Origin of the sequence: Enhygromyxa salina (genome assembly GCF_002994615.1) — a bacterium.
Taxonomy (GTDB): domain Bacteria; phylum Myxococcota_A; class Polyangia; order Nannocystales; family Nannocystaceae; genus Plesiocystis; species Plesiocystis salina_A.
This window is the reverse complement of record NZ_PVNK01000169.1, coordinates 23,006-45,135: the sequence shown is the minus strand read 5'-3', so window position 1 is coordinate 45,135 and position 22,130 is coordinate 23,006. Positions and strand designations below refer to the sequence as shown.

Here is a 22,130-nt window from a genome sequence, read left to right as displayed (position 1 = left end):
CATGCACGTCCGCGAACTCGAGATCGTCAGCGACCCCATCCCCGAGCCCGCGCGCCAGGGCACCGCGATCATCCGCGCGGGCGGCCCGAGCTTCGTCCTCGACGACGAGGGCCGCCGCTTCGAAGCCCGGCGGGCCGCGAGCTGCCTGCTCGAGCCCGAGCTCGGCGACGAGGTGTGGTTCGTCGAGCAGGGCGCGCGCTGCTACGTGCTCGGCGTGCTCGAGCGGGCGTCAGAGGCCGGGGCCGCCACGCTCAGCATCGAGGGCGACGCCGCGCTGCGGGTCGGCGGTGAGCTCAGCGTCGACGCGAGCGCAGGCCTCGAGCTGCGCAGCGACGAGCAGGTCGGCATCAGCGGGGACGAGGTCCGGGTCCAGGCCCGGCTCGGCCGCGTGGTCTTCGACGAGTGCACGGCCGTGTTGCGCTCGATGCTCGCGCACGTGACCAACTTCAGCTTCGTCGCCAAGGTGATCGAGACCCTGACCGAGCGCCTGACCTTGGCGAGCAAGACCAGCTTCCGCAGCGTCGCCGAGGTCGATCAGATCCAGGCGGGCGTGATCGACTATCGGGCCAAGGAGGCCGCCCACATCGCCGCCGACAAGGCCCTGATCAACGGTGGAAAGCTCGCCAAGGTCGAGGCCGGCCAGATCCACCTTGGCTGAGCTCCGCGGCCAGGCTGCAGCGATGCGGCGACACAGCCAGTCGTGAAGAGCAGCGTCTGGTTGAGGGGGGCCGGGTCCCGTGCGCGAGGCGATCACCCTCGAGCCATCTATCGCGCTACCTGTGGCGGTGTATAATCGGCCCATGACGCGCCACCATCCCCTTGGGCTGGGTCTCCTCGCCGCACTGTTGCTGTCTACGACCGCATGCGTAGCCGAACTCGGCGGGGCGCTGAAGGTCGACGGCGAGAGCTTCACGCCGACCTCGTGTCGGGCGGGCCAGGTCAACGGCTTTCAGGGCGTCGACCTGATCGACGAGAGCGGTCGGACCGTGCGCCTGGTTCAGACCCCGACCAACCAGCCCAACGCGATCCTGATCGCCGGTCAGCAGGTCATCGATCTCGGCGTGTGCGGGACCATGAGCGTCGAGCGCCAGACCTCGTCGGTCAACGACGTCACCAACGTGATGGGTGAGGCCACGCTCGCGTGCGAGGCCGAGGGGCACTCGCTCTCGGGCACGGCCACCTTCAAGAACTGTCATTAGTCTCCGAGCGCCCGGTTTGAAAGGCCCTCGCTCGGGCTTGGACTGGGGCTCTGGTCTGACGATGAAGGGTGCCGCGCTGGTCGATACGCTGCCGATGCTGCCGTCGCTCCCCGGCCAAGGCCTGCCTTGCGATGGGGTCGCCTCGCGGGTGCTCGACGATCCAGATGTCGACGACCCGATCTGGACCGGGGAGCGAGCGCGCTTGCCTTGGCTGGAATTCACGCAGGGGAGGGGAGGAGGACGAGCCGCGGCTAGCCTGAGCCTTGCGCGAGCGTCGCGTCGCGGCTGCGCGCGGGCAGGCCCGGTCTCTGATAGAGTGTGCGCCACATCGGTTGACCTGGAACCCGACCCCAATGGCGACTCGCACGCTCCCTCATAGCCTCATCCTGTCCCTCGCTCTCGTCGCCACCGCGTGCGGCGACTCGGCCGTCAGCGCGACCTCGTTCAGCGTCTTGGACGGCGAGACCGGTGACTCGATGTCGACCAACGACGACGGCAACAGCATGAGCGGCGACGGCGACGGTGACGGTGACGGTGATGGAGACGGCGACCCGGGAGATGGAGACGGCGACCCGGGAGATGGAGACGGGGACCCGGGAGATGGAGACGGAGACGGGGACGGGGACGGCGACGGCGACGGCGACGGAGACGGCGACGGCGACCCGATGGAGTGCGTCGACATCGACATGGACGGCTACGGCACCAACTGTCCGATGGGCGACGACTGCGACGACAACGACCCCTACAACCACAGCGTCGAAGGCTGCGCGAACTGCATGGACGCCGACGAGGACGGACACTGGGTCGGCTGTGACAGCTACGACGACAACCAGCCCGGCGAGGACTGCGACGACGACAACTACAACGCCTTCAGCGACGAAGGTTGCATGAACTGCGTCGACATGGACATGGACATGGTCTGGGTCGGCTGCGATCAGTACGGCGTCGACATGCCGGGGCCCGACTGCGACGACGTCAACGCCAACGTCGGCGTCGACGATGACGTGGAGATCTGTAACGGCCTGTCCGAGAACTGCGCGGGCGAGATCGACAACGCCAGCCCCAACGACATGTGCCCGCCCCAGGGCGTCAACGCGCCGAACGTGGCCAACTGGGCCTGCAACCCGCCCGCTCCCGGTCAGGACGGCTGCGAGATCGTCGGCTGCGAGGACCGGTTTTACGATCTCGATGGCGACGTGCCCAACGGCTGCGAGTGCGAGGCCACCTCGCTCGCCGAGAGCCTCCCGGCTTGCTCGGACGACCCCGCGGGCTTCCTCGGCGACCTCGACGAGGGTGACCAGTTCTTGGATCTTCCCGTCGGTGTCATCCCGGAGATCGACAACGGCCCCAACAACGGGGCCGAGGACTGGTACTGGTTCACCGCCGACGCCAACGGTGGCGCGGGCGACCGGCCCGAGAGCGGCGTGATCCAGGTCGACTTCGCGACCAACGAGGGTCAGGACTACCGCTTCGAGGTCTACCGCTCGTGCCAGGGGGCGGCCTTCGCCGACAGCCTGGCGACCCAGTACGGGTTCGGCGCGCCGCCGACTCTGTCGTGGTGGTTCTTCGACGACCACGCGCTCGGGAGCATGTACACGGACAACGTGAGCTGGCCGAGCAAGGTCTACATCCGCGTGTTCCGGGTCCAGAACGAGATGTCCTGCAGCGAGTATCAGCTCGGGATCTTGCGCGGAATCAACTGACACGCAGCGCTGGAGCGGCGCTTCGTTTGAGGGCAGCTCGGCCCGCGAATCTCACGCCTCCCCGCGAGAGGGGGAGCGTCAATGTCGCGCCCAAACCCCTTTCCAGGGCCATAAAGCATCGTTAGGGGGCGGTGGTGCCCATCGGGGAGGTGCCGTGTATCACGTCCTCCCGATCGCCGCGCCAAGGTAGTAGCGTGCGGGGAGTCTCCTGGAACTGTAGTCATGACCACACCCAAGCCCAGCGTATCCCCGGCCGCCAGCCTCACCCTCACTCTCACCTCCGTCTTGTGGCTCAGCGGGTGCTCCGGGGCCGCCGAAGATGAGGGGTTCAGCACCGGCCTCGAGGGCGACGGTACGACCGACCAGGGCGGCGACTCCACCACCAACAGCACGAACAGCACCACCAACAGCAGCACGGGTGACGGCGACGGCGATCCGGGCGATGGCGACGGCGATCCGGGCGATGGGGACTCGGGAGACGGGGACGGGGACGACTCCGACTCCGATGGCGGCAACACCAAGTTCGACCTCAACCCGATCGGAGACGCAGGGGAGGGCGGGGGTGGCCCGGGCGGACCTGGCTCGTGTCGCGAGTCCGAGATCTACGGGGCCGCGGGTGGCTTCCCGGCCTTCGAGGACCCGGCCTACGCCGACTTCCTCGACAAGACCATCGCGATCGTCACCCACCGGGTCCAAAGCGGCGGCTTTGGCAGCCACCTGATCACGATCGTCGACATCTCGGGCGACCCGCCACCGCCCAGCGTCAACTACCTCGCGCCCCTCTACGTCCGGCCCGAGTGGAACGAGGCCAACCTCGGCGGTCGGATCTTCGGGATCACCCTCGACTCCGAGGGCAACATCTACGTCGCCCCGTCGACGGTGTTTGGCGCGACCAACAACACCTCGACGATCAAGAAGATCGATCGGGTCACGGGTGAGATCAGCGACTTCGCCACGATCCCCAACAACGGCCCCGCGATGGGCAACCTCAACTACGACTGCGTGAGCGAGACCATCTACGTCTCAAACCACGAAGACGGGCGCATCTACCAGCTCGACGTCTACAGCGGCGACATCGTCAGCACCTATCACCACGGTACGGGCAACGTGACCATGGGGCCCGCCAACGATCCGGGGGAGCCCAACGGCCAGTTCGCGCCCCTTGGCGAGCGGGTCTGGGCCGTGCAGTCCCACGCCGGGCGCCTGTACTACAGCGTGTGGTGGGAGCACTCGCAGGCCGGCAACCAGGCCAAGAACAACGAGGTCTGGTCGGTCGCCTACACCGGCAACAGCGGCATTCCCGACGCCGCGACGGCCAAGAAAGAGTTCGACGTGCCCAACGGATCCGGCACCTCGATGCCGGTCTCCGACCTCAGCTTCGCCCACGATGGTTGGATGCTGATCGCCCAGCGGACCATGTACGGCGACATGCAGACCAGCGCGCACCAGTCGACCACCTTCGACTACGACTACATCGACGGTGAGTGGGTCTGGCAGGGCACCAACTACGTGGTTGGCGAGCTGATGCCGTACAGCGCCGCGGGCGGCGTCGATCACGACTTTGACCCCGGTGGCTACGTGTGGATGACCGGCGACGCGCTCGACTTCTACACGCCGGATGTCGTCTACGGCCTGCAGGGCACGCCCTACGGTGGTGGTGACATCAACACGAGCACCGTGATCGATCTCGACCAGGAGATCGCCGCGCAGGACAAGACGGCCTACGGGGACGTCGAGCTGCCGATCCCGGGCGACGTGTCCCCGGTGCCGCCCCCCGGCTAGCAGCCCGTGGTGCAATGCATCGTGTCGCCTCGCGCCGGAATTTTGGCCGAGGGCGCGAAGCCAAAACGCCGCTGTACCGGGCGGCGGCCTCACGCTCGCCCCACGCCTGTGGGTTGGTGCGGACCACAACATCCTGACCTTCTGGATCGACGGAGAGTTCGATCCCGAGACTGGGAAATTCGACGGCGACGGGCTCATCAATACTGGTGAGTGCATCCCGGGTTCCTGGCACACCACGCGCCAGTAACGTCAACCCGAGCTCGACGCGAGCTCGCCTGCGACGCTGTGCTTCGATTGTGCTTGCGCGGCTGCTCAAAATAGGTAAGAAGGATGCCGGTTTCAGAGACCAAAGGAGAAAACCGCCATGAGCAGCGTTTACGAGCAACTGGGTGGCAAGCCTGCGATCGACGCAGCTGTCGATGACTTCTACCGTCGGGTCCTCCGGGACGAGGAGCTCTCGCCCTTCTTCGCCGACACCGACATGGACAGGCAGCGGGTCAAGCAGGCCGCGTTCTTGACCATGGTCACCGGTGGGCCCAACGAGTACAGCGGCCAGGACATGCGGACGGCCCACGCCGACCTCGTCAAGCGGGGCATCAACGACCGCCACGTGGACCTCGTCGTCAAGCACCTCGGAGAGACCCTCGCCAGCCTCGGTGTGGCCCAAGAGCTGATCGAGCAGGTCGCCGCCGTCGCCAACAGTGTCCGCGACGACGTGCTCTCGCGCTGAGCCGATGACGAAGCCGATCCAACTGCGGATCGGGGAGCTCGAGCTCCCCCTCAACCCGGGGGAGTCTGTGCTGGACGCGCTCTTGCGCGGCGGCGTCGAGGTCCCCCACGCCTGTCGCAGCGGTGTGTGCGGATCATGCACGATGGTCTGCACCAGCGGCGAGCTGCCCGAGCAAGCCCAGGCCGGTCTCCGCGAGGTCGAGCGTGAACAGGGCCTGTTCTTGGCCTGCCAGTGTCACCCTCGGACCTCGCTCGAGCTCGAGCGGCTCGGCGACGATGCGGCGACCGCCGCCGAGGTCGTCGAGCACACCTGGCTCAGCGACAGCGTGGTCCGCCTGCGCCTGCGCCCGCGAGCCCCGCTCACCTATGCGCCGGGCCAGTACCTTCCGCTGGCTCGGGCCGACGGCCTCACCCGCAGCTACTCGCTCGCGAGCGTGCCGAGCGAGGACCTGCTCGAATTCCACGTGCGTCGCGTCCCCGACGGGCGCATGAGCAGGTGGCTGTGCGACGAGGTGGGCCCCGGCACGCAGCTGACCCTGATGCGCCCACGCGGCAGCTGCTGCTACCCGAGCAACGAACTCGACGCGCCCCTGCTGCTCGTCGGCGTCGGCACCGGCCTCGCCCCGCTGTGGGGCGTTGTCCGCGAAGCCCTCGCCCGCGGTCACCGCGGGCCGATCACCCTGATTCAAGCCGGAGCTCGCCCCGCGAGCCTCTACATGCGAGACGAGCTCCAGGCCCTCGCCCAAGCCCACGCTCAGCTGCGCGTTCACGCCCTCGTGCTCGACGGCGCCGCGACCGAGCCCGGCCTCGAGCAGGCCAACGTGGTCAGCTTTGCCAGCCAGCTGATCGAGGCCAGCGAGACCCCCGCCGCGTGGCTGAGCTTTGTGTGCGGTGACGCCGAGATCGTCAAGGCCTTGCGCCTCGAGCTGTTCCTCGCCGGCGTCGGTTCGCGTAGGATCCTGGCGGACGCCTTTGTCATGACTCCGCCCAGCGATCCCTCGCAAGCATGCGCCTGACCAAGCACAGCGACTACGCCCTCCGGGTCCTCATCTATGTCGCCGCCGTCCGCGACCGCGAGCGCTTGATCTCCACCGAAGAGATCAGCGAGTCCTACGCGATCTCCTCTCACCACCTCGTCAAGGTCGTCGGCAAGCTTGGCAAGGCTGGCTACCTCGAGATCAAGCGGGGTCGCGGTGGCGGCGTTCGCCTCGCCCGCGACCCCGAGGCCATTCGCATCGGCGAGGTCATCGCCGCGACCGAGCCCGACTTTGCCTTCGTCGAGTGCATGCAAGACGGCAATCAGGCCTGCCCCCTGACCGGCGCCTGCGCCCTGGTCCCGCCCCTGCAGGAGGCCCAGGAGGCGTTCCTCGCCGTGCTCGACCGCTACACCCTCGCCGACGTCATCGGCCGCCGGGGCCACGCCTACCGCAAGCTCCTCGGCATCATCCGCGTCGGTGCTTGAAGCGCGGGCGCTCAGGTGGGCGCAGGGATCATGTGATCGCCGGCGACATCCATCACGACCTGGTAGAGCATGACCTCGCAGCTGTTGACGTCGTGCTGGATGGTGCCCTGAAATCCGACGACCTCGTAGTTGGTGAAGCGGAGGTTCTTGTGGTGGGGCCCCTGGCAGAGCTGGCTAATGCCGCTCTTGACGGCGTCGTCGAAGCTCGTGGTCGAGCTGGCGACAATTCGAATCACGTCTTGGTGTTTGTTTTCGTTGGTTGCATGCATGTTGTTCTCTCCAGCGTGATCACCACGATCGGCCGGGACGATGCAATTTATGCCCGAGGCCAATCGTTGGTTCGATTGCACTGAGCCTATCAGTGCGCGTAAAGCACGCAAATTTGTCTACATCTCGATCTCCAGCCGAAGCGGGCGCCGGGCCAAGCTCGCCCGTCGGATCTCGGTCGCGTTACTCTCGGCCCATGCAGGAGCCAACCTGGACTCGTCTCCAGGCCAGCACTCCCGCGTCCGTACGCGGAGTCGTGAGAGTTTAGCGGTGCGGACGAGATGGCAGATCAGCTAACCTCCCCGCGTGTCTGAACCCGAGCTCACCTCGTCGACTCGACGGGTCGCGTTCGCGGCCGAGACCGAGCGTCGCCCCGGTCGGCTGGCGCTGCGGATCCTCGACGGCGAGGCCCCGGGCGACGTCACGATCGACGCCCAGGTCGTCACCGTCGGTCGGAGCGGCCTCGCCGACGTCTGCGTGCGCGAGCGCTCGGTCAGCTCGGTCCACTTCGAGCTGTGCGCCACAGCGGCCGGGGCCACGCTCCGGGATCTGGGCAGCACCAACGGCGTGTGGTTTCACGAGCGCCGGGTCCCCGCGGTCGAGCTCGTTTGCGGCGACATGTTTCGGGCCGGCGAGTGCCGCTTCGTGCTCGTCGACGTCAGCGAGGTCGAGGTCGAGGTCATCGCCGTCAGTCGCTACGGGCACTTGTACGGCGGCTGCCTGGCCATGCGCGAGCTCTACACGCAGATCGACAAGCTCGCCCCGACGCCCCTCGACATCTTGCTGTTGGGCGAGACGGGCACGGGCAAGGAGCTCACGGCGCGCACGATCCACGAGGCCTCGGGCCGGCGCGGGCCCCTGGTCGTGCTCGACTGCGGGGCGCTCTCGCGGACCCTGGCCGAGGGCACGATCTTCGGGTTTCGCAAGGGCGCCTTCACTGGCGCCGATCGGGATCAGCCGGGCGTGTTCGAGGCCGCCGACGGCGGGACCCTGTTCATCGACGAGGTCGGCGAGCTCGCCCTCGACCACCAGGTCAAGCTCTTGCGCGCGCTCGACAACCGCGAGGTCACGCGCCTCGGCGAGCCGGGGCAGGCCCGCCGCGTAGACGTCCGGGTGGTCGCCGCGACCCATCGTGATCTACGCCAGGCGGTCGCCGAGGGCGGCTTTCGCCAGGATCTCTACTATCGGCTCGCGCGGGCCGTGGTCCGGACGCCCGCGCTGCGCGAGCGCGGCGAGGACATCGTCGAGCTCGCCGAGATGTTCGTGCGCGAGGTCTGCCGTGAGTACGGGCTCGAGCTCGAGCTCAGCGAAGACGTCGCGCGGGCGCTGCGGGTGCACAGCTGGCCCGGCAACGTCCGCGAGCTTCGCAACGCCGTCGAGCACGCCGCGCACCTCCAGCGCGACGGCCAGATCAACGCCGTCGATCTGCGCCTCGGCGACGGGCGGCTGCACGGTCCCGAGCGCGTCGAAGATCTGCTCGTTGGGGGGGCGACCTACGATGAGGTCCACGCCGCGATCGACCAGCGCATGCTGCCGCGCGTGCTCGAGGCCCACGGCCACAACCTGTCCCACGCGAGCAAGCAGATCGGCATCAGCCGCGACCGGCTGCGGGCCCGGCTCAAGCAGCTGGGCCTGTACACGCGCGACTGAGCGGCTCCGAGCGTCGGCCCGTCGCGCGTCGAGCCGGTGGTGACCGCCGCACGGGTCGACGCAGCTACTTCCGAGCCGGTGTTGACCACCCCCAAGGTCGCCGCGCCCAGTTCGGAGCCGGTGTTGACCACCCCGAATGTAGGAAATTTGCGTGGTTTCGCCGGGCCCCGCCGGCTCTGCGCTCGCCTGGACCCTCGGTCGAGCCGGCCCAGGCCGCCCTCGCGCTCGATCGGACCTACTTTGAGGTGGTCACCACCGGCTCCGAACTGGGCGCGGCGACCTCAGGGGTGGTCACCACCGGCTCCAAACTAGGCGGGCCGACCTCAGGGGTGGTCACCACCGGCTCGATGTTAGTGCAAAGAGAAGTCTGCGCGACTCGCGCTGACGAAGATCTCGTCAGTCTGCGAATCTGCTCGCAGCGCGATTGACGCACAGTGGCCAGGACGAGCGATTTTCGACCACTCGCCCCTGGCACAGCGCTCGCAGTACGCCCACCCATGACAACCGACCCATTCAGCAACTTCGACCTCTCCCGCTTCCAGACCGTCTCCAACCTCCCGCTGCAGACCATGGTGTCGATGGCCAAGGCGCTCGAGGCTGCCGCGCCCGACAACGCCCCCGCCCACGTCGACAAGGTCAAGGGCTTGATGCGCGACACGAGCGACGACGCCGAGGACGCGATGATCGTGCGACTGCGCGAAGACAATGAAGGTAGCGCGAGCGCGGACCAGACCCTCGACATCGCGGTTGATCCGCTGTGGTCGCTGATACGTCGACGCCTCGACGATTGGGGGGTCTACATGCGCGAGGGCCTCAACTTTGTCGAGGATGACCCGGACGCGCCTCCGGAGGTCGACATCGAGGAGCTGCGCGACAAGGCCACGCGGGCACGCAAGATCTCCGAGCGCCTGTTTGGGGTAGGGAGGCTGAACTTCATCCAGCGCCCCTACGCCGAGCAAGCCCAGCTGATGGCGAATGTCCTCGGGCTCATCGATACCGACAAACTCGAAGAGGACATCATCGAGCTCACCGGCCCGGAGCTGTTGCCGATGTTGCGCCGCTGCCAGGTTCGCTATGAGGGGATGGTCCAGGCTCGCGCGATGCGGATCGATGGATCTGCGGCGGATCTGCGGACCCTGCGAGGGCGGCTGCGGCGACTGATCGTTCGCTATGCGGGGGCGGTGATCACCATGCTCGATGAGAGCGAGCCCGAGACCCTCGACGTGGTCGAGACGGCGCTGATGCCGATGCTGACGATTCGGCCGGTACCGGCACGGGCGGGGGCCGCCGCGGGCGAGGGCGAGGGTGAGGGCGAGCTCGAGGGCGAGCTCGAGGGCGAGGGCGTGAGCGTGGATGAGGAGTTGGGCGAGGAGAGTGAGGACCTCGGCGAGACGGGGTAGGGCGGGCTTGGGTACGCCGAGCACTCGATTGAGGGCGGCCCGGTCTAGCAGCCCGGGGTGCAATGCCTCGCGCCGCCTAGCAGCCCGGGGTGCAATGCCTCGCGCCGCCCCGCTTGGCCTTTTCGCCGAGGGCTTTGTCGCCAAAACTTGCAGTACGCCCGGTACAGCGGCGTTTTGGCTTCGCGCCCTCGGCAAAAATTCCGGCGCGAGGCGACACGATGCATTGCACCCCGGGCTGCTAGCCTGCGGCGGTAGTTGCACCGTCGGGGCCGAGGTGTTCGAGGCAGAGCGCCCTGTCGAGGAAGGCCCGGCGGCCGCCGGTTCACGCCGCAGTCGCCGGGCTCGAGAGTTGCCGGGGTCAGTCGTAGCAGTCGACGGTGCCGTCCTCCTTCAGGTAACCAGACGAGCACCAGGAGAAGTCACCGACGCAGTCCTCGACGTCCTGAATGTCCCACTCGTAGCAGTCGCCGTTTTGACAGCACAGCAGATCGGCTTGGGTCCTGGATGATTCGACGGTGCCGCCGTTGCACGCCCCTGAGTCGCAGGAGCTGGGGAACGGTTGGTAGCAGGCGACGGTGCCGTCGCTGACGACCTCGCCGTACTCGCAGTACATCTTCATTCCGAAGGTACACGTGCCCTTGGCGCTCGTGGCCGAGCAGGAGGCGCCTTCGTCGCTGATTTTGCAGCACAGGTCGTCGTCCCACGCGGGCGCGGCCGGTCCGGTCCACTCACAGAAGCGAGAGAGAGTGGTCCCTGCGAGGTCCGTGATGGGCTCACCGGTCGTTTTCAGGTAGGCGTCCGCGCAAAGATCTGGCGCGTAGGTTGAGGCGCCAAAATGTTGCAACAGCGCGATGAGGGAGAGAACGATTGTGGTCTTCATTCGCGAATCGTACTCGCGAATGGTGTAGGTAATGGCTACCCGCTGCACGCTGAGAACGCGTGTTGGACGGAGTCGGTCAGCCGGGGGCAGGCGCTTGCGTCGCGCTCACGCTCGATGTCGCAGCGGGCGACCTCCGTCCTAACGCAGCCAGCGGCGCTCAGGCACGAGCTGTGATCCTCGAGGGTCGGGACCATGCAGGCAAGGTACGGAGTGAACTCGGCTTCGTGACCCTGGATCGCCTTGGCCAGGCAGGCGTGCGCGGCGGGGTCCATGTTGCCCCGCGCGTCGAGGCACGCGTCGACGTGACCGTAGCCGAGGCTCTCGTGACACAGACAGCCAAGGGAGGCCGCGGACCGGGCTAGACGGGTGTAGTCGGCGAGCAGTCGGGTGCTCCGAGTGATCAACGGGAGGCAGTCGTTCAGAATGTCCGCTGTTTCGAGCTCCGCCCAACTGCCCGTTGGGAAGTGGGCCCGGGCGTAGCTGGCCGTCTCGAAGGCGTGGCGGCCCGCCTTGATCGAGAGGGCGGGTTTCGTGTGCTCGAGCGCGAGCGCCTCTGCGGCAAAGAAGTGCGCGATCACCAGCGATTCCCACTCGAGCGTGGTCGTGTCCGCCCAGGCTGCTTCTCGTGCTTCCTTCCACCGTGCGTGGGCGCCGTCGAGATCGTCGGCTTCGATCAGCCGGACGACCTCGGCGATGACCTGATTCGCGTGGCCGAGCTGGAGCACGATCGCCCGCTTGCAGTCGCGCTCGAGTTCGCCAGTGGTGGGCCTCGCCGCCTGCGCACGGGTCTCCACGGGCGTCGGTGCGCGTTGCGCAATCCACTCCGCCGTTGCCAGCGAGCTTCCGACCACCAGCCCCACGCCGATAGCCGCCACCTGCAGCCGCCGACGCCGCCGGCGAGGTTGCCGTCGCACCCTCGCCATCGCGTCGAGCAGGCTTGGCATGTCCGCCCAGCGATCCGCCGGCCTCACCGACAGCCCCTTGGCGATCACTCGCCGCAGCTGCCGCGGGATCCCGCCGACCGGCTCGCCGACTTGCAGCATCCCGGCCTCGATCGCCTCGAGCAGCGCCGCCGCCGTCTTCCCTTCGAAGGGCCGGGTCCCGTAGAGGCACTCCCACACCGTCACGCAGAACGAGAACTGATCCGAGCGCGCGTCCCCGCGCCGCCCCTGCAGGCGCTCCGGCGCCATGTAGCTCACGGTCCCGAGCCCCGCGCTCTCTTCGGCCGAAAGTGAGTCGTCATCGACGATGATGTGATCCCGCAAAGTTTGAGCGACGCCAAAGTCCGCGACGCGCACGCGCTGATCCTTGCCGAGCAGCACGTTCTCGGGCTTGAAGTCGCTGTGCTCGAGCCCGGCGGCGTGGGCGGCTGCGAGGCCGCGGCCGGCGGCGTAGTAGAAGTCGACGACCTCCTCCCAGATCAGCGAGAACCGGCTGAACCACTCGCGCCCGTCCATGCCCTCGACGAACTCCATGGCCAGGAACACGTCGTCGCCGACCTTGCCGGTCTCGTAGATCGCCACGACGTTCGGGTGCGAGAGCTTGGCGAGGCACTGGGCCTCGTGGAGCACGGCGGCCTCGGCCTCCTCGCCGGGCAGCTTCCACAGCTTGAGCGCGACCTCGCGGTCGAGGATCGTGTCGCGGGCGCGGAAGACCACGCCCATGCCGCCGCCGCCGATCCAGTCGAGCAGCTCGAAGCGGCCGAGCTCGACGCCGCGGATCGAGGGATCGTCGCCGCGCCTGTCGGCCCCCGACTCGACCGCGCGGACGAGCTTCGCCCACCGCTCGGAGATGCGGCGGCTTCCATTTGAGGATGAGGCTTCGCGCGACACTCGCGAACTCCGGGGGCAGCCATCGTACAACAGCGAAGTACGAGAAACGTGTCGGCTCCACCCAGCGGATCTGTCGGGTCATGTGGTCTTTCGGCCAGTTCTCTTCGGTGCAGTTGCGTGTACCCTCGTCGCCATGTCCGTCGATGAGCTACTCCGTGCTCTGCGCGATGGTGAGCCGCGCGCGGAGAAGCGCCTGTTCCGGCGGCTCAATCGTGAGCTGTTGGCGTTCTTTCGAAGGCGGGTCGACGAGTTCGAGGTCGAGAACCTCACTCAGCAGACCTTGGAGATCACTGTCAAAGAGCTGAAAGAGTTCGAACCGCGGGGTCCGAGGTCCTTTCGCTCATTCGTGTATTCGATAGCGATGAACCGCCTGCTGAGCCACCGCCGCAGGGTCAAGCGCCGCCGTCGTGAGGGCGAACTCCCGGGCGAGTGGCTCGCCACGCCGACCCCGCCGAGCCCGGACGAGGTCACCTTGTGGCGGGAGCGGCGAGCGTTGGTGCGCGACGCGATGCTGGAGATCAAGTCCACAATGCGGCGCACGCTCGAGAGCCGGCTCCGCGGCGAGGCCCCACAGGAGTTCGTCGAGGGGCGCACGATCAAGCCTGGTACCGTCCGCGGCCGTGTTCGCCGAGCGACCGAGATGATCCGCGATCGGATCGAGACCGGGCCAAGGGTCTCGCGTGAGCGGACACCGACACCGACTTGAGAATTTCTTGGAACGGGTCGGCGGTCTCGGGCCTGCCAGCGCGAATGTCGCGACCCTGTCGACCTTCTTGACTGCGGCGCCGACCTGCCAGACCGAAGCGATTGCGCCGGGCAGCTCCCGCAGGCGCCACGAGTGCACGGTGGGCCGAACTTGTCGTGTGCCTAGGGTGGCCGTAGATCCCGAGCATGGTCGCCCCAACAAACGCAGCCCTTGCCGCGCTTCTCACCGGACCTGGGCGGGCCCAATCTCAAGACGAGTTCACCCTCGCGGACGTCACCGTCATGAGCGGCGAGCACGACGCCGAGTTGATCGCCTACGATTCGCGCGACACCCTGGTCGGAGTGACTGTTCAGTGACGGTGGGCGCGTGGGCGACGCTGCGGATGAGCTGCACGTGCACCGAGGTGTTTGAGGTTCCTGTGGAGTGCTGGTGATGGAACGGCGGACTATCGTGCGGCGGGTGGTCATCGTCCTGATTTTGCTCGCGGGGGGCGTGAATGCATACGAACTCGCGGTTCGCGACCACCATCTTGCCGCCGTCGTCTTTGGTGCGTTGCCGCCCGTCGCGTGTGTGCTCGAGTATTGGCGGAACCGTGAAGATCCCGTGGCTGCGCGGGACGGCCTCCTGATGTCGCTGTTAGTCGTGTTCTTGATCTTCTCGGCCGTGATTGTGGGTTTGGACCCATTGTGAGGGGGAGGGACGTGAGCGGACGCCGACATCGACTCGAGATTTGTCGAAACGTGTCGGTGGTCTCGGACCTGCCGGCGCGAATGTCGCGATCGGCGGCCGACTTTCTTGGTAACGGCTCGCTGCTTCCGGGCCTAACTCGGCCATGGAGATCTCGCATATCGAGACGCTCCTGCGCGAGGCCGAGCGCCGGGCGATCGCGCAGGTGATTCGCGCCCACTCCGAGTGGACGCTCCTACAGCTGTTCAGCAACCTCGAAGGGCCGCGGGGCGAGGTATTGAGCGCGCTGACCCTGCGCGAGATCTTCGCGGAGCCGCAGCTGGGCTCGGTGGTGATGCCCAACGATGGGGGACCCCCGATCGACCAGGGCCTGCTCGAGCAGGCGAAGCGATTGCGCGGTCGGGAGTTTTCGACTTTTGTGCGTGAGGTGCTCGCGGAGGCGCCCGGACCGGTCGGCGCGGCGTACCTGCGGGCTCGGCTCGGCGGACCGCGGTGGAAGCTGCAGGGTGCATTGCGGGAGCTCGAGGCTGCGGGGGTGGTCGTGCGTCGTGGGGCGACGAGCAGCACTCAGTATCGGTTGATAGCGGGCGGCGGCCGCGATCCTCGTCGAGCACCGAGTGCGGAGCGACAGCAGAGGAGCCGGTGAGCTGCCGACGCCGCATGTCCGCGCCGCTCGAGGAGCTCGCGGCCCGCCTCGGGACCGCTTGGCGAGCATGGACGAGCTCGTCGCGGCGCTCTCGTGGGCGTTGGTGAGCTCCGCCCGGCGCCGTGCTCGATGGCATGGGGGGCGGGGATGGTGGTCACGCTCGTGGGCCGCGATGGCCTCGGTTCGGGGCTCTGCGGGGTTCGGTCTGCAAATGGCGACCGGGGGCCTCGCTTGGGTATAGAGTCTCGGTCGTGAACCACCTCCACGCCCACGAGCTGCTCACGCTGAACCTGCGTCGCTTGACCGAGCAGAGCTACACGCCGCTCACGGTCGTCGCCGACCGGGCGGGGATCGATCGGCGCGAGCTGTTCGCGGTGCTCGCTGGCGAGCAGGAGGCCGACCTCGACTGGTTGTTCAAGCTCGCCGATGGGCTCGGCGTCCGGGCGTCGGAGCTGGTCCGCGATCCCGACGACGACAAGTAGGGGCTCGGTGACCGGGCCGGGTAGGTCGTCTCTCTGTTGTCAGGCAGGGCCTGCTAGAACAGGTCGGTACGGGTCGTACGCCGAGGCCGCGGCTCCCAGGGCCGCACTGACGGCCGGCAAGAGCGCACGCACCCAACCGACAATTGGCCAATCCTCACTCTTGAAGTAGAGGTTGCTGTGCTGAAGTTCGAGTGAAAGGTGTGCGTTGCCTCCGCGCTGCCACGTGTGCATGTAGAACCGCCCTCCGGCCGGGGGGGCGAGCAGTTTTATTGCGATGTCTCCCCACTGAGTGGCATGTTTGATCGTATCTCGAATGTTGTCGCACTCTTGCTCATGGCCTTCAAAGCCGAAGGTTCCGTCCTCGGTTCCATAGCCGAGTCGTCCTACGGATTCGATCTCGGCATCGAGACGCTCGAGAACGGGCTCGAGGCTGGTAAGCAACTCTGCCGGTGTGCGCCGAAATGGGGTGTGCTGGACTACAGTTGGTGTTGACATGGAGGTGTGCCGCGCTCGAGGGCATGTCTTCGCCGGGCGTGACCGGCCAGCGTGACCGCGCCGCGTCGACTGCCCTCCGGTCGGCCCTCGACACGTACGCGATCAGTGCAGGTTGTCGAGGACATAGTATCCTGTGGTCGACACCGAGAAGTTCATGCGCGGGAGCGCGTGCTCGTTTACGGTCGACTGTATTTTTGTCATTGGAATTAGATTGGTCTGAATCGTGTAGTGTGAGATTGGTGCACTGTTTAGAAGGTCTCCGTTTTTGAGGCGGTCGAGCATGGTAGGGACATCCAAAGCGCCAAACATCTCGGTTCGGGTGTTGTCGTACGCCGACGCTCGCGTCGACGTCGCCGAGACAAACGAGGGCAGGAACGAACGCAGCCAGGCGACCTTGGGCCAGTCATCGTTCTCGAACCAGATCGCTCCTGACGGGATCTCCAGACCAATGCAGGTCGCAGACTCCACCCTCCAGAAGTAGGAGTAAACGTAGTCACCCGGCTCCGGGGGCGCGATGCGCACGGCGATGGCGCCCCAATCCGCCCCCTTTTTTCCGGCTTCGTCAAAGCACGCGCACTCCTCCAGGCGCCCTTCGAACCCAAAGTCACCGCACTCTGTGTCGTAGCCTAGAGGCCCAATGGCGTCCACTTCATGGTCGAGATGCGCCAGGCCGCGTCCGACCGAGGCGAGTAACTCATCCAGATTCGCGTCGACGGGTTCAAAATGAACAATGCTGTGTGTCGCCATGCCTAAATCCCGATGCAAATAGCGCTCATCTTCTGAAGGGTATTCGATAGAGGATGTGGGCACTGGGGCGAGTCTAGACGAGACGAAAGGCGCCGTCCATACCTGCGAACCCTGTCTGTGCGCGAGGGGGAGTTTTGCGGTTTGCGTGAGTGGCGCTGAGTCGCCGGGGCGACCCACAGCTGAGCAGCCGAGAGGAGCCAAGCATGGCCCGCGCACCCCGGACGGCGGGACGCAACGCGTCCGCACCCTCAGTCTTGTCCACGCCAGCCTGGGGCGCGAGCTTCTACCCGCGCTCCAGGCTGGCACCTACGAAAAGGCCAAATCCGGAGAGTGACGAGGGTGTTGTCGGGCCTGACACGTAGTTGGGATGGTCGGAGTCGACCTCGTTGATCACTGACTCGTAGGTGACGGAGATATTCACAAAATGCCAGTGGCGGCAGCTCGGTAAAATAAACGGCCGGCCGTGGGCCGTAGATCGTACTTCGGCCTCCACGGCGCGACCAACTGGGCTTCAGAGTGCCATCGACTAAAATTTTGGCGAGCACATCGCGGGCATATATGCGACTAAATGGTTCACTGGGAACAGCCGCGTCATGGGTGAAGTGGAGCAACCACTGAGTGGTGTCGTGGCGTGGCTGAAGTATTCGTTCGTAGGTCATCCCCCAGACCTCCTGTTGATCAGTTGTCCCAGCGCTTGATCTTGATATCGAAGAGCTCCGCCAGTTCCGCTACGTGTTCGGGTACGCGAGTGCGGTCGACGATGTCGAGGGTGGTGCCAGCTCGGGGCCGGAGTTCCTGGTCGTAGTTGATCGTTTGCCACACGTGAGCACTTCGCAGCTCCGCCACATCCTTCGCCTCTCGGACCTCGTGAACTCCACGTGAGTCAGCGACGACGACGTCGGGTTTGATGAGCCTTCCATCCGATGCAGTGAAGTACGAGTTGTCGAAGACATGTCGGCGTGGATGGCGCCGCCTCATCTCCTCCACGAGGCCGCGTTCGTGTCCGCGGCCTGGACGTGTGACGTCCTCGTAGGAGTAGTCCTCGAGCAGAGTCGTCTCGGAAGGACGTCGGCGGCTACGCGATGCAAGGGCGGCGACCAAGGCGGTGACGGCACCAACGACGACGGCGCCGATGCCAAGAGCCAACTTTTCTTCATCAGTTAGGGGCATCGTACTCCCTGATCTCAACCAAGACTGAGCAGTGGCTATTTGCCCACACGAGGTTCCCCGGGTTGCTTCTTCGAGCGACGATAGCGTCGCTTCGGCCGGTCTTGGTAGGTAGTGGTTGTGGTGTTGGGGGAAGAGGTCGGCGAAACGTCCGCATCACCGGACGCTCCTGTTCGCCGACGGGCTGACGCGAACGCAATCTGTGCTGAACGTGTTGCATGGAGAGACGTGCAGTCTGCATGAAGGAGTTGGTGGCTGCGCGAGAAGAGGAGTCCGGGGCGTTCATCTTTCGCCCATTGTTCCCGGAACCCATTCTTGTGTGCAACGAGTTCCCGACGCTTCGTCGAGAGGACAAAAGGGCTGAAAGATACTAGCGTCCAGTTGCGGAAGCGGTCCGCAATATACCGGCGGTGTCGTGTAGCTCCGAACACCACGATATGGAGCGGCCGCTCGACAGCATCTTGAAGACTCGCCAGAGCGCGAATGCAGGCTCGACCTCGGGCGGGGCTAGCGAGGCCAGTCTGAAATTCCTTCGCAATAAAGGAGAGCTCTGGGTGGGAGCGGAGGAAGTCTCGCCAAAATTCCCAGTCAGTAGGGCGGTTGCCGTGGCAGTACAGCACTGTGGGGAGACCGAACCGAGAGAACTCCTCGGCCACGATCGCAGAGCGCTTGCGGTTGTATTGGTGCTGCGCTGGAGGATCATTGTCGAATACAGAGAAATTAGGTGCGACCGCAGCATCGAAGCCCAGCGATGCTAGGTACCTCGATAAACCGGGCTCATAGATTTGGGCCCAGAGAGGCTCGATAGACCGATCCTTGTCGATGCATGTGAGCATGAGCTTCGTGTTTCCGCGGATGCCGAAGTGTCGTCGGAGCTCCGCTGGGCTGCGGAAGCGAGGCCGCCACCGCCCCTTGGGAAATGAAATGACTTTGCGCAGATGTACTGCTGCCCACTTGAGGTGTTTGGCGTCATGGTGCGTAAGGTATGATCCATGATCGATCCCGCTGACATATGGAGGCAAGTGGGTGGGGTTTCCGATACGATCGAGGTCGCCAAAACCAAACCCTCCGATTTCGGCAACTCGTTGGGGGTAGTTGCGCTCGTGGATGCTCAGTACATCATTGGGATCGTCTGGGCTGTGTAGCCGATCGGAGCACCCCCATCCTCCCTTTGGAGAGTAGTGGCCCCCGCAATCCTCGAGGACGCTGCAGCCAATGCAGCCGAGTGACATAGGCGCGGCGAGATCCAAAGCGGTGGTTTTCTTTACCACTAGCAGTCCTCCTCGGTCGGAGGACGAAGTTGTCGGCGGTCCACGGTGCAGACGCGCATGCTGACGACCTCCGAATCAGACTCCGTCACCAGACAGAAACTGGAGTGGGGAGCAACGCCAAGTTGACTGAAGCGTTCGGCCGGAGCGGTCGCACACACGGCGCCTTCAACGAGGAACTCGACAACCCGACCATCCGCACTCATTTGCGGTATTGCCTGGGAGCCGGGCGGGATCGTCTTTCCCATAGTGATAGCTGATATCAACTTCTCTTTGCTAGGCGGAATTGGTCCGAGAAGATTGTCTGAGGCCTCCTTGAGCCTTGTATTCCGTTGGTTTTCGAACTTCTCGACCTGTTTGCGGTGTAGCGCTTCACCCATTTTCTTCACTCCTCCACGGCAAGGCATAGCGGAACATGCGACCGTGCCGACGTCGTGTGAGTACTTTCTTTTGCCAGAGCCCTGCGAGGCGGTTGTTCCAGCCTGTGACGCTCAGGACATCATCTGCCACCGCCATCTCGGAGGCGGAGACAGAGCCCAGGTTGAAAACCTGTTCGAGTGCAAAGCTGTCGGTCGTCTCAAGGTCTCCTAGTAATGTCGGACTGGTGATCGTCGACGCCGGATAGCGTGCCGCCCAGATGGGCGTGCGTTTCAATTTGGTGACCAACTCGACATCGTCGTAGCTTGGTTCGGGCACGTTGACGAGCACCGAACACTGTTCCACGTGCTGCCGTTCCCACAGAAACCACAACGAACCAAAGAAGTAGGAGGGAGTGAGAACCTCGGCACCTTCGAAGTCGAGCACCACGAGGTGTGCTACCCCTGCTGCGGCTTCGATCTCAACTCGGTGGCGCTCTCCCTTGCGGCGGGACGCGAGGATGACATCACCGCCCAAGGCGACGACTCGCACGTGAGCGACCTGCATAGCGCTTGGGTGCACGGATGTTCGCGCTTCACGCGCTCGCTCTTGTTTCAAAGGCACCCTTGAATGTTGATCAGCTCGTCGACGTTGTCAAGTAACGCTCGCCAACCACTGTCTAGGCCGCTATGGTCCGGATTCTAATGCCGAATCACTTGGACAAGGTTGAGCTCCTCGCAGAGTCTGGCCGGATCAGGGATCTCGAAGTTGACTGGGGAGCAGATCTCGCAGAGTCTGTAGGTCTGTGTAGGCGCTATCCTGACATCAGGCCCGTGCTGGGACAGCTTCTCTTGGGCCCGCAGCAAAGCAAACTCATCGATGCACTCGTTGGTCCGAGCGGTAATCGTGGCGGACAGCCCTTGAGGATCCAATGGGGTTGGGGGGAACTCCAGGAATTCGATGGAGATTGGTCCGGCACAGGATTCGAGATGCGGTTCAAGACCAGCATGATGAGAGGTGGGGTGAGCTCAGGCCATGCGGCGTTCGTGTGTGGCGCGATGGATGAGATGATCAGCAACGCGCAGGAGCACTCCCGCGCGGACTGCTTCGCAGTGGCTACGTACGAAGTCACAAAGTCATTTTGGATGTTCAGTGTGACGGACTTTGGTATCGGGATCCCTGATCGGATTCGGGAGAACCGGCGCCACCGGGGACTAAAGGACCTCGATGCGATCTCAGCGGCTCTCGAGCACGGGGTGAGCACCTATCAAGAGGAAGAACGAGGCATGGGGTACTCCCAGGTTTTCCGTGCACTGGCCGATCGCGCAGCAAGACTTCGTATTCGATCGGGTTGCGGGCTGCTTGAGTGGGAAGGGTTCGTCAATGGCGTAGGGGAGCAGCAACTCTCACCGAAACCTCGGCGCGGCGGTACGCATGTGCGTGCTGCGGCGAAGCTTCCCCTGTGATGTTGGAGGGAGGAAGTCCTCCATGCCCTTCGTTACGCGAGGGTCCGATGCGGCGGAGGATGTGCTCGCGGCTGTCGTCGTGGGGAACTTCATCACCGGCCACTCGTTGGTCGAGCAGCTGCGCGAGTCGACCATCGACTCGCAGCGGGGCCTCCTCGGCAACCACATCGTCCCGGCCGTCGGCTCAGTGCGCATCGATCAGATCCGCACCAAGCACTTTGGCGAACTCAAGCGGGCGATGGCGGCGAAGGAGCTCAGCGGCAAGACGATCAACAACGGGCTCACGGTGCTCTCGCGCATGACCCGGTTCTGGTACGAGCGCGAGGGCCTGATGGCGCCGCGCTTCAAGGCCGGGCTGATCAAGCTCGACGAGAAAGAGGCGGAGTTCTACGAGCCACCCGAGTACGAAGCCCTGGTTGCAGCCGCGGCCGAGGTCGGACCCGAGGTCCACGCGCTCGTGTTGCTCATGGGCGACGCGGGCCTGCGCCAGGGCGAAGTCTGTGCCCTGCGCTGGGATGACGTCCGCTGGCAACCCGAGCCGCTGATCCGGCTCAAGCGAAGCCGCTACAAGAAGAAGGACCAGCCGGGCACCAAGGGTCGCAAGATCCGCTCGGTGCCGATGACAGCTCGTCTGTCAGCGGCCCTGCAGGCGCTGCCGCGCTCGCGGCGTCAGGTCTGCGTGCTGATCCGCGAGAGCGGCGAAGCGCTGACGGCCAAGGCAGTCAAGGTTCGGCTCGAAAAGGCGGAGGCCGGAGCAGGGATCGACGGCACGGGCCTGAGCCACAAGCTGAGGCACACCTTCGCCACGAGGCTGGTCGCGCAGAGCGTCCGGCTGTGGGTGATCAAGGAGCTGCTCGGCCACAAGGATCTGACCACGACGCAGCGCTACCTACACATGCTCACCGGCGCCGCCAGCCAGGCGATCGCCAGGCTCTCACTCGGAGCAACCTCACAACCCCCAAACCATGGCACCGCTCATGGCACCATGATGGCACCGCCTCCAGCCCAATTGTGAAAAACGACAGCTAGAGCTATCTAGCTGCCGTTTTCGCGTTGGAGGCAAAGGGACTCGAACCCTTGACCTTCGCACTGCCAGTGCGATGCTCTCCCAACTGAGCTATGCCCCCGGGATCCCCGCCTCTCACACAGGTGCGAGCCGGGAGCGGGTGCATAGCGTGGCCGCACCCCAGCGTCAAGACCTTCCC

23 protein-coding genes and 1 tRNA gene are annotated in these 22,130 nt (G+C 65.4%); 16 read left to right on the top strand and 8 right to left on the bottom strand.

Annotated elements, in window-relative coordinates; all coding sequences use genetic code 11:
* The first annotated feature begins 1 nt into the window (after position 1).
* The 7 genes from ENSA5_RS19485 (at position 2) to ENSA5_RS19450 (ending at position 6,875) form a co-directional block, all read left to right on the top strand.
* Positions 2–658 (top strand): DUF3540 domain-containing protein, encoded by a 657-nt coding sequence (locus ENSA5_RS19485; protein ID WP_106393185.1) that lies wholly within the window; start codon positions 2–4, stop codon positions 656–658.
* A gap of 142 nt (positions 659–800) precedes the next feature.
* Positions 801–1,199: a hypothetical protein gene (locus tag ENSA5_RS19480; protein WP_106393184.1), complete on the top strand. Its 399-nt coding sequence runs from the start codon at positions 801–803 to the stop codon at positions 1,197–1,199.
* Positions 1,200–1,552: 353 nt separating this feature from the next.
* Positions 1,553–2,902 carry a hypothetical protein gene (locus ENSA5_RS37890; RefSeq protein ID WP_181197944.1) on the top strand — a complete coding sequence of 450 codons (1,350 nt, stop codon included), beginning with the start codon at positions 1,553–1,555 and terminating at the stop codon, positions 2,900–2,902.
* A 222-nt stretch (positions 2,903–3,124) separates the two neighbouring features.
* Positions 3,125–4,684 (top strand): NHL repeat-containing protein, encoded by a 1,560-nt coding sequence (locus tag ENSA5_RS19465; protein ID WP_146155889.1) that lies wholly within the window; start codon positions 3,125–3,127, stop codon positions 4,682–4,684.
* A 364-nt stretch (positions 4,685–5,048) separates the two neighbouring features.
* Positions 5,049–5,414 (top strand): group I truncated hemoglobin, encoded by a 366-nt coding sequence (locus ENSA5_RS19460; RefSeq protein ID WP_106393182.1) that lies wholly within the window; start codon positions 5,049–5,051, stop codon positions 5,412–5,414.
* Between the two features lie 4 nt (positions 5,415–5,418).
* Positions 5,419–6,429 carry a 2Fe-2S iron-sulfur cluster-binding protein gene (locus ENSA5_RS19455; RefSeq protein WP_106393181.1) on the top strand — a complete coding sequence of 337 codons (1,011 nt, stop codon included), beginning with the start codon at positions 5,419–5,421 and terminating at the stop codon, positions 6,427–6,429.
* Complete coding sequence (locus ENSA5_RS19450) at positions 6,420–6,875, top strand: RrF2 family transcriptional regulator (RefSeq protein WP_106393180.1); 456 nt, start codon at positions 6,420–6,422, stop codon at positions 6,873–6,875. The genes ENSA5_RS19455 and ENSA5_RS19450 overlap by 10 nt, the downstream gene beginning before the upstream one ends.
* Positions 6,876–6,886: 11 nt before the next feature.
* On the opposite strand, the gene ENSA5_RS19445 is transcribed toward ENSA5_RS19450, so the two are convergent.
* Positions 6,887–7,111, bottom strand: a complete 225-nt coding sequence (locus tag ENSA5_RS19445; RefSeq protein ID WP_181197943.1) for a dodecin domain-containing protein — start codon at positions 7,109–7,111, stop codon at positions 6,887–6,889.
* A gap of 337 nt (positions 7,112–7,448) precedes the next feature.
* On the opposite strand from ENSA5_RS19445, the gene ENSA5_RS19440 reads away from it, so the two are divergent.
* Together ENSA5_RS19440 and ENSA5_RS37885 are read left to right on the top strand one after the other, a co-directional pair.
* Positions 7,449–8,792, top strand: a complete 1,344-nt coding sequence (locus ENSA5_RS19440; RefSeq protein WP_106393178.1) for a sigma 54-interacting transcriptional regulator — start codon at positions 7,449–7,451, stop codon at positions 8,790–8,792.
* Positions 8,793–9,289: 497 nt separating this feature from the next.
* Positions 9,290–10,192: a hypothetical protein gene (locus ENSA5_RS37885; protein WP_181197942.1), complete on the top strand. Its 903-nt coding sequence runs from the start codon at positions 9,290–9,292 to the stop codon at positions 10,190–10,192.
* A gap of 358 nt (positions 10,193–10,550) precedes the next feature.
* On the opposite strand, the gene ENSA5_RS37880 is transcribed toward ENSA5_RS37885, so the two are convergent.
* Both ENSA5_RS37880 and ENSA5_RS19425 read right to left on the bottom strand, forming a co-directional pair.
* Positions 10,551–10,811, bottom strand: coding sequence for a hypothetical protein (locus ENSA5_RS37880; protein ID WP_181197941.1), 261 nt, complete (start codon positions 10,809–10,811; stop codon positions 10,551–10,553).
* A 296-nt stretch (positions 10,812–11,107) separates the two neighbouring features.
* The gene (locus ENSA5_RS19425) at positions 11,108–12,904 is read right to left on the bottom strand and encodes a serine/threonine-protein kinase (protein WP_181197940.1); all 1,797 of its coding nucleotides are present in this window, start codon (positions 12,902–12,904) and stop codon (positions 11,108–11,110) included.
* Between the two features lie 133 nt (positions 12,905–13,037).
* On the opposite strand from ENSA5_RS19425, the gene ENSA5_RS19420 reads away from it, so the two are divergent.
* The 5 genes from ENSA5_RS19420 (at position 13,038) to ENSA5_RS19405 (ending at position 15,425) form a co-directional block, all read left to right on the top strand.
* Positions 13,038–13,610, top strand: coding sequence for an RNA polymerase sigma factor (locus ENSA5_RS19420; RefSeq protein WP_181197939.1), 573 nt, complete (start codon positions 13,038–13,040; stop codon positions 13,608–13,610).
* Between the two features lie 185 nt (positions 13,611–13,795).
* The gene (locus ENSA5_RS37875) at positions 13,796–13,966 is read left to right on the top strand and encodes a hypothetical protein (protein ID WP_181197938.1); all 171 of its coding nucleotides are present in this window, start codon (positions 13,796–13,798) and stop codon (positions 13,964–13,966) included.
* Positions 13,967–14,069: 103 nt separating this feature from the next.
* On the top strand, positions 14,070–14,300 hold the full coding sequence (locus tag ENSA5_RS19415; protein ID WP_146155887.1) for a hypothetical protein: 231 nt from the start codon (positions 14,070–14,072) through the stop codon (positions 14,298–14,300).
* 142 nt (positions 14,301–14,442) lie between these two features.
* Entirely contained in the window at positions 14,443–14,943 is a 501-nt protein-coding gene (locus ENSA5_RS19410) for a hypothetical protein (RefSeq protein WP_106393173.1), read from the top strand.
* Between the two features lie 251 nt (positions 14,944–15,194).
* A complete protein-coding gene (locus ENSA5_RS19405; RefSeq protein WP_106393172.1) occupies positions 15,195–15,425 on the top strand; it encodes a helix-turn-helix domain-containing protein in 231 nt (76 codons plus the stop codon).
* A 39-nt stretch (positions 15,426–15,464) separates the two neighbouring features.
* Here the strand turns inward: ENSA5_RS19405 and ENSA5_RS36145 are convergent, their stop codons facing one another.
* The 4 genes from ENSA5_RS36145 to ENSA5_RS36130 all read right to left on the bottom strand — a co-directional run bounded on the left by ENSA5_RS36145 (position 15,465) and on the right by ENSA5_RS36130 (position 20,011).
* Complete coding sequence (locus tag ENSA5_RS36145) at positions 15,465–15,866, bottom strand: hypothetical protein (protein WP_146155886.1); 402 nt, start codon at positions 15,864–15,866, stop codon at positions 15,465–15,467.
* Positions 15,867–16,022: 156 nt separating this feature from the next.
* Positions 16,023–16,730 carry a hypothetical protein gene (locus tag ENSA5_RS19400; protein WP_146155885.1) on the bottom strand — a complete coding sequence of 236 codons (708 nt, stop codon included), beginning with the start codon at positions 16,728–16,730 and terminating at the stop codon, positions 16,023–16,025.
* A 615-nt stretch (positions 16,731–17,345) separates the two neighbouring features.
* The gene (locus ENSA5_RS36140) at positions 17,346–17,813 is read right to left on the bottom strand and encodes a hypothetical protein (protein ID WP_181197937.1); all 468 of its coding nucleotides are present in this window, start codon (positions 17,811–17,813) and stop codon (positions 17,346–17,348) included.
* A 1,661-nt stretch (positions 17,814–19,474) separates the two neighbouring features.
* Positions 19,475–20,011 carry a hypothetical protein gene (locus tag ENSA5_RS36130; RefSeq protein WP_146155881.1) on the bottom strand — a complete coding sequence of 179 codons (537 nt, stop codon included), beginning with the start codon at positions 20,009–20,011 and terminating at the stop codon, positions 19,475–19,477.
* A gap of 281 nt (positions 20,012–20,292) precedes the next feature.
* Between ENSA5_RS36130 and ENSA5_RS36125 the strand changes: the two genes are divergently transcribed.
* Positions 20,293–20,925, top strand: coding sequence for a sensor histidine kinase (locus tag ENSA5_RS36125; protein ID WP_146155880.1), 633 nt, complete (start codon positions 20,293–20,295; stop codon positions 20,923–20,925).
* Positions 20,926–20,947: 22 nt separating this feature from the next.
* Entirely contained in the window at positions 20,948–21,940 is a 993-nt protein-coding gene (locus tag ENSA5_RS19385) for a tyrosine-type recombinase/integrase (protein WP_181197936.1), read from the top strand.
* A 39-nt stretch (positions 21,941–21,979) separates the two neighbouring features.
* Here the strand turns inward: ENSA5_RS19385 and ENSA5_RS19380 are convergent.
* Positions 21,980–22,052: transfer RNA gene (locus ENSA5_RS19380), tRNA-Ala, on the bottom strand.
* Between the last annotated feature and the right edge of the window lie 78 nt (positions 22,053–22,130).

Bases quoted from the DNA above. Each gene is read 5' to 3' on its own strand.
- ENSA5_RS19485 (WP_106393185.1), top strand. From the start codon at position 2: ATGCACGTCCGCGAACTCGAGATCGTCAGCGACCCCATCCCCGAGCCC.
- ENSA5_RS19480 (WP_106393184.1), top strand. From the start codon at position 801: ATGACGCGCCACCATCCCCTTGGGCTGGGTCTCCTCGCCGCACTGTTG.
- ENSA5_RS37890 (WP_181197944.1), top strand. From the start codon at position 1,553: ATGGCGACTCGCACGCTCCCTCATAGCCTCATCCTGTCCCTCGCTCTC.
- ENSA5_RS19465 (WP_146155889.1), top strand. From the start codon at position 3,125: ATGACCACACCCAAGCCCAGCGTATCCCCGGCCGCCAGCCTCACCCTC.
- ENSA5_RS19460 (WP_106393182.1), top strand. From the start codon at position 5,049: ATGAGCAGCGTTTACGAGCAACTGGGTGGCAAGCCTGCGATCGACGCA.
- ENSA5_RS19455 (WP_106393181.1), top strand. From the start codon at position 5,419: ATGACGAAGCCGATCCAACTGCGGATCGGGGAGCTCGAGCTCCCCCTC.
- ENSA5_RS19450 (WP_106393180.1), top strand. From the start codon at position 6,420: ATGCGCCTGACCAAGCACAGCGACTACGCCCTCCGGGTCCTCATCTAT.
- ENSA5_RS37885 (WP_181197942.1), top strand. From the start codon at position 9,290: ATGACAACCGACCCATTCAGCAACTTCGACCTCTCCCGCTTCCAGACC.
- ENSA5_RS37880 (WP_181197941.1), bottom strand. From the start codon at position 10,811: ATGAAGATGTACTGCGAGTACGGCGAGGTCGTCAGCGACGGCACCGTC.
- ENSA5_RS19420 (WP_181197939.1), top strand. From the start codon at position 13,038: ATGTCCGTCGATGAGCTACTCCGTGCTCTGCGCGATGGTGAGCCGCGC.
- ENSA5_RS37875 (WP_181197938.1), top strand. From the start codon at position 13,796: ATGGTCGCCCCAACAAACGCAGCCCTTGCCGCGCTTCTCACCGGACCT.
- ENSA5_RS19410 (WP_106393173.1), top strand. From the start codon at position 14,443: ATGGAGATCTCGCATATCGAGACGCTCCTGCGCGAGGCCGAGCGCCGG.
- ENSA5_RS19385 (WP_181197936.1), top strand. From the start codon at position 20,948: ATGCCCTTCGTTACGCGAGGGTCCGATGCGGCGGAGGATGTGCTCGCG.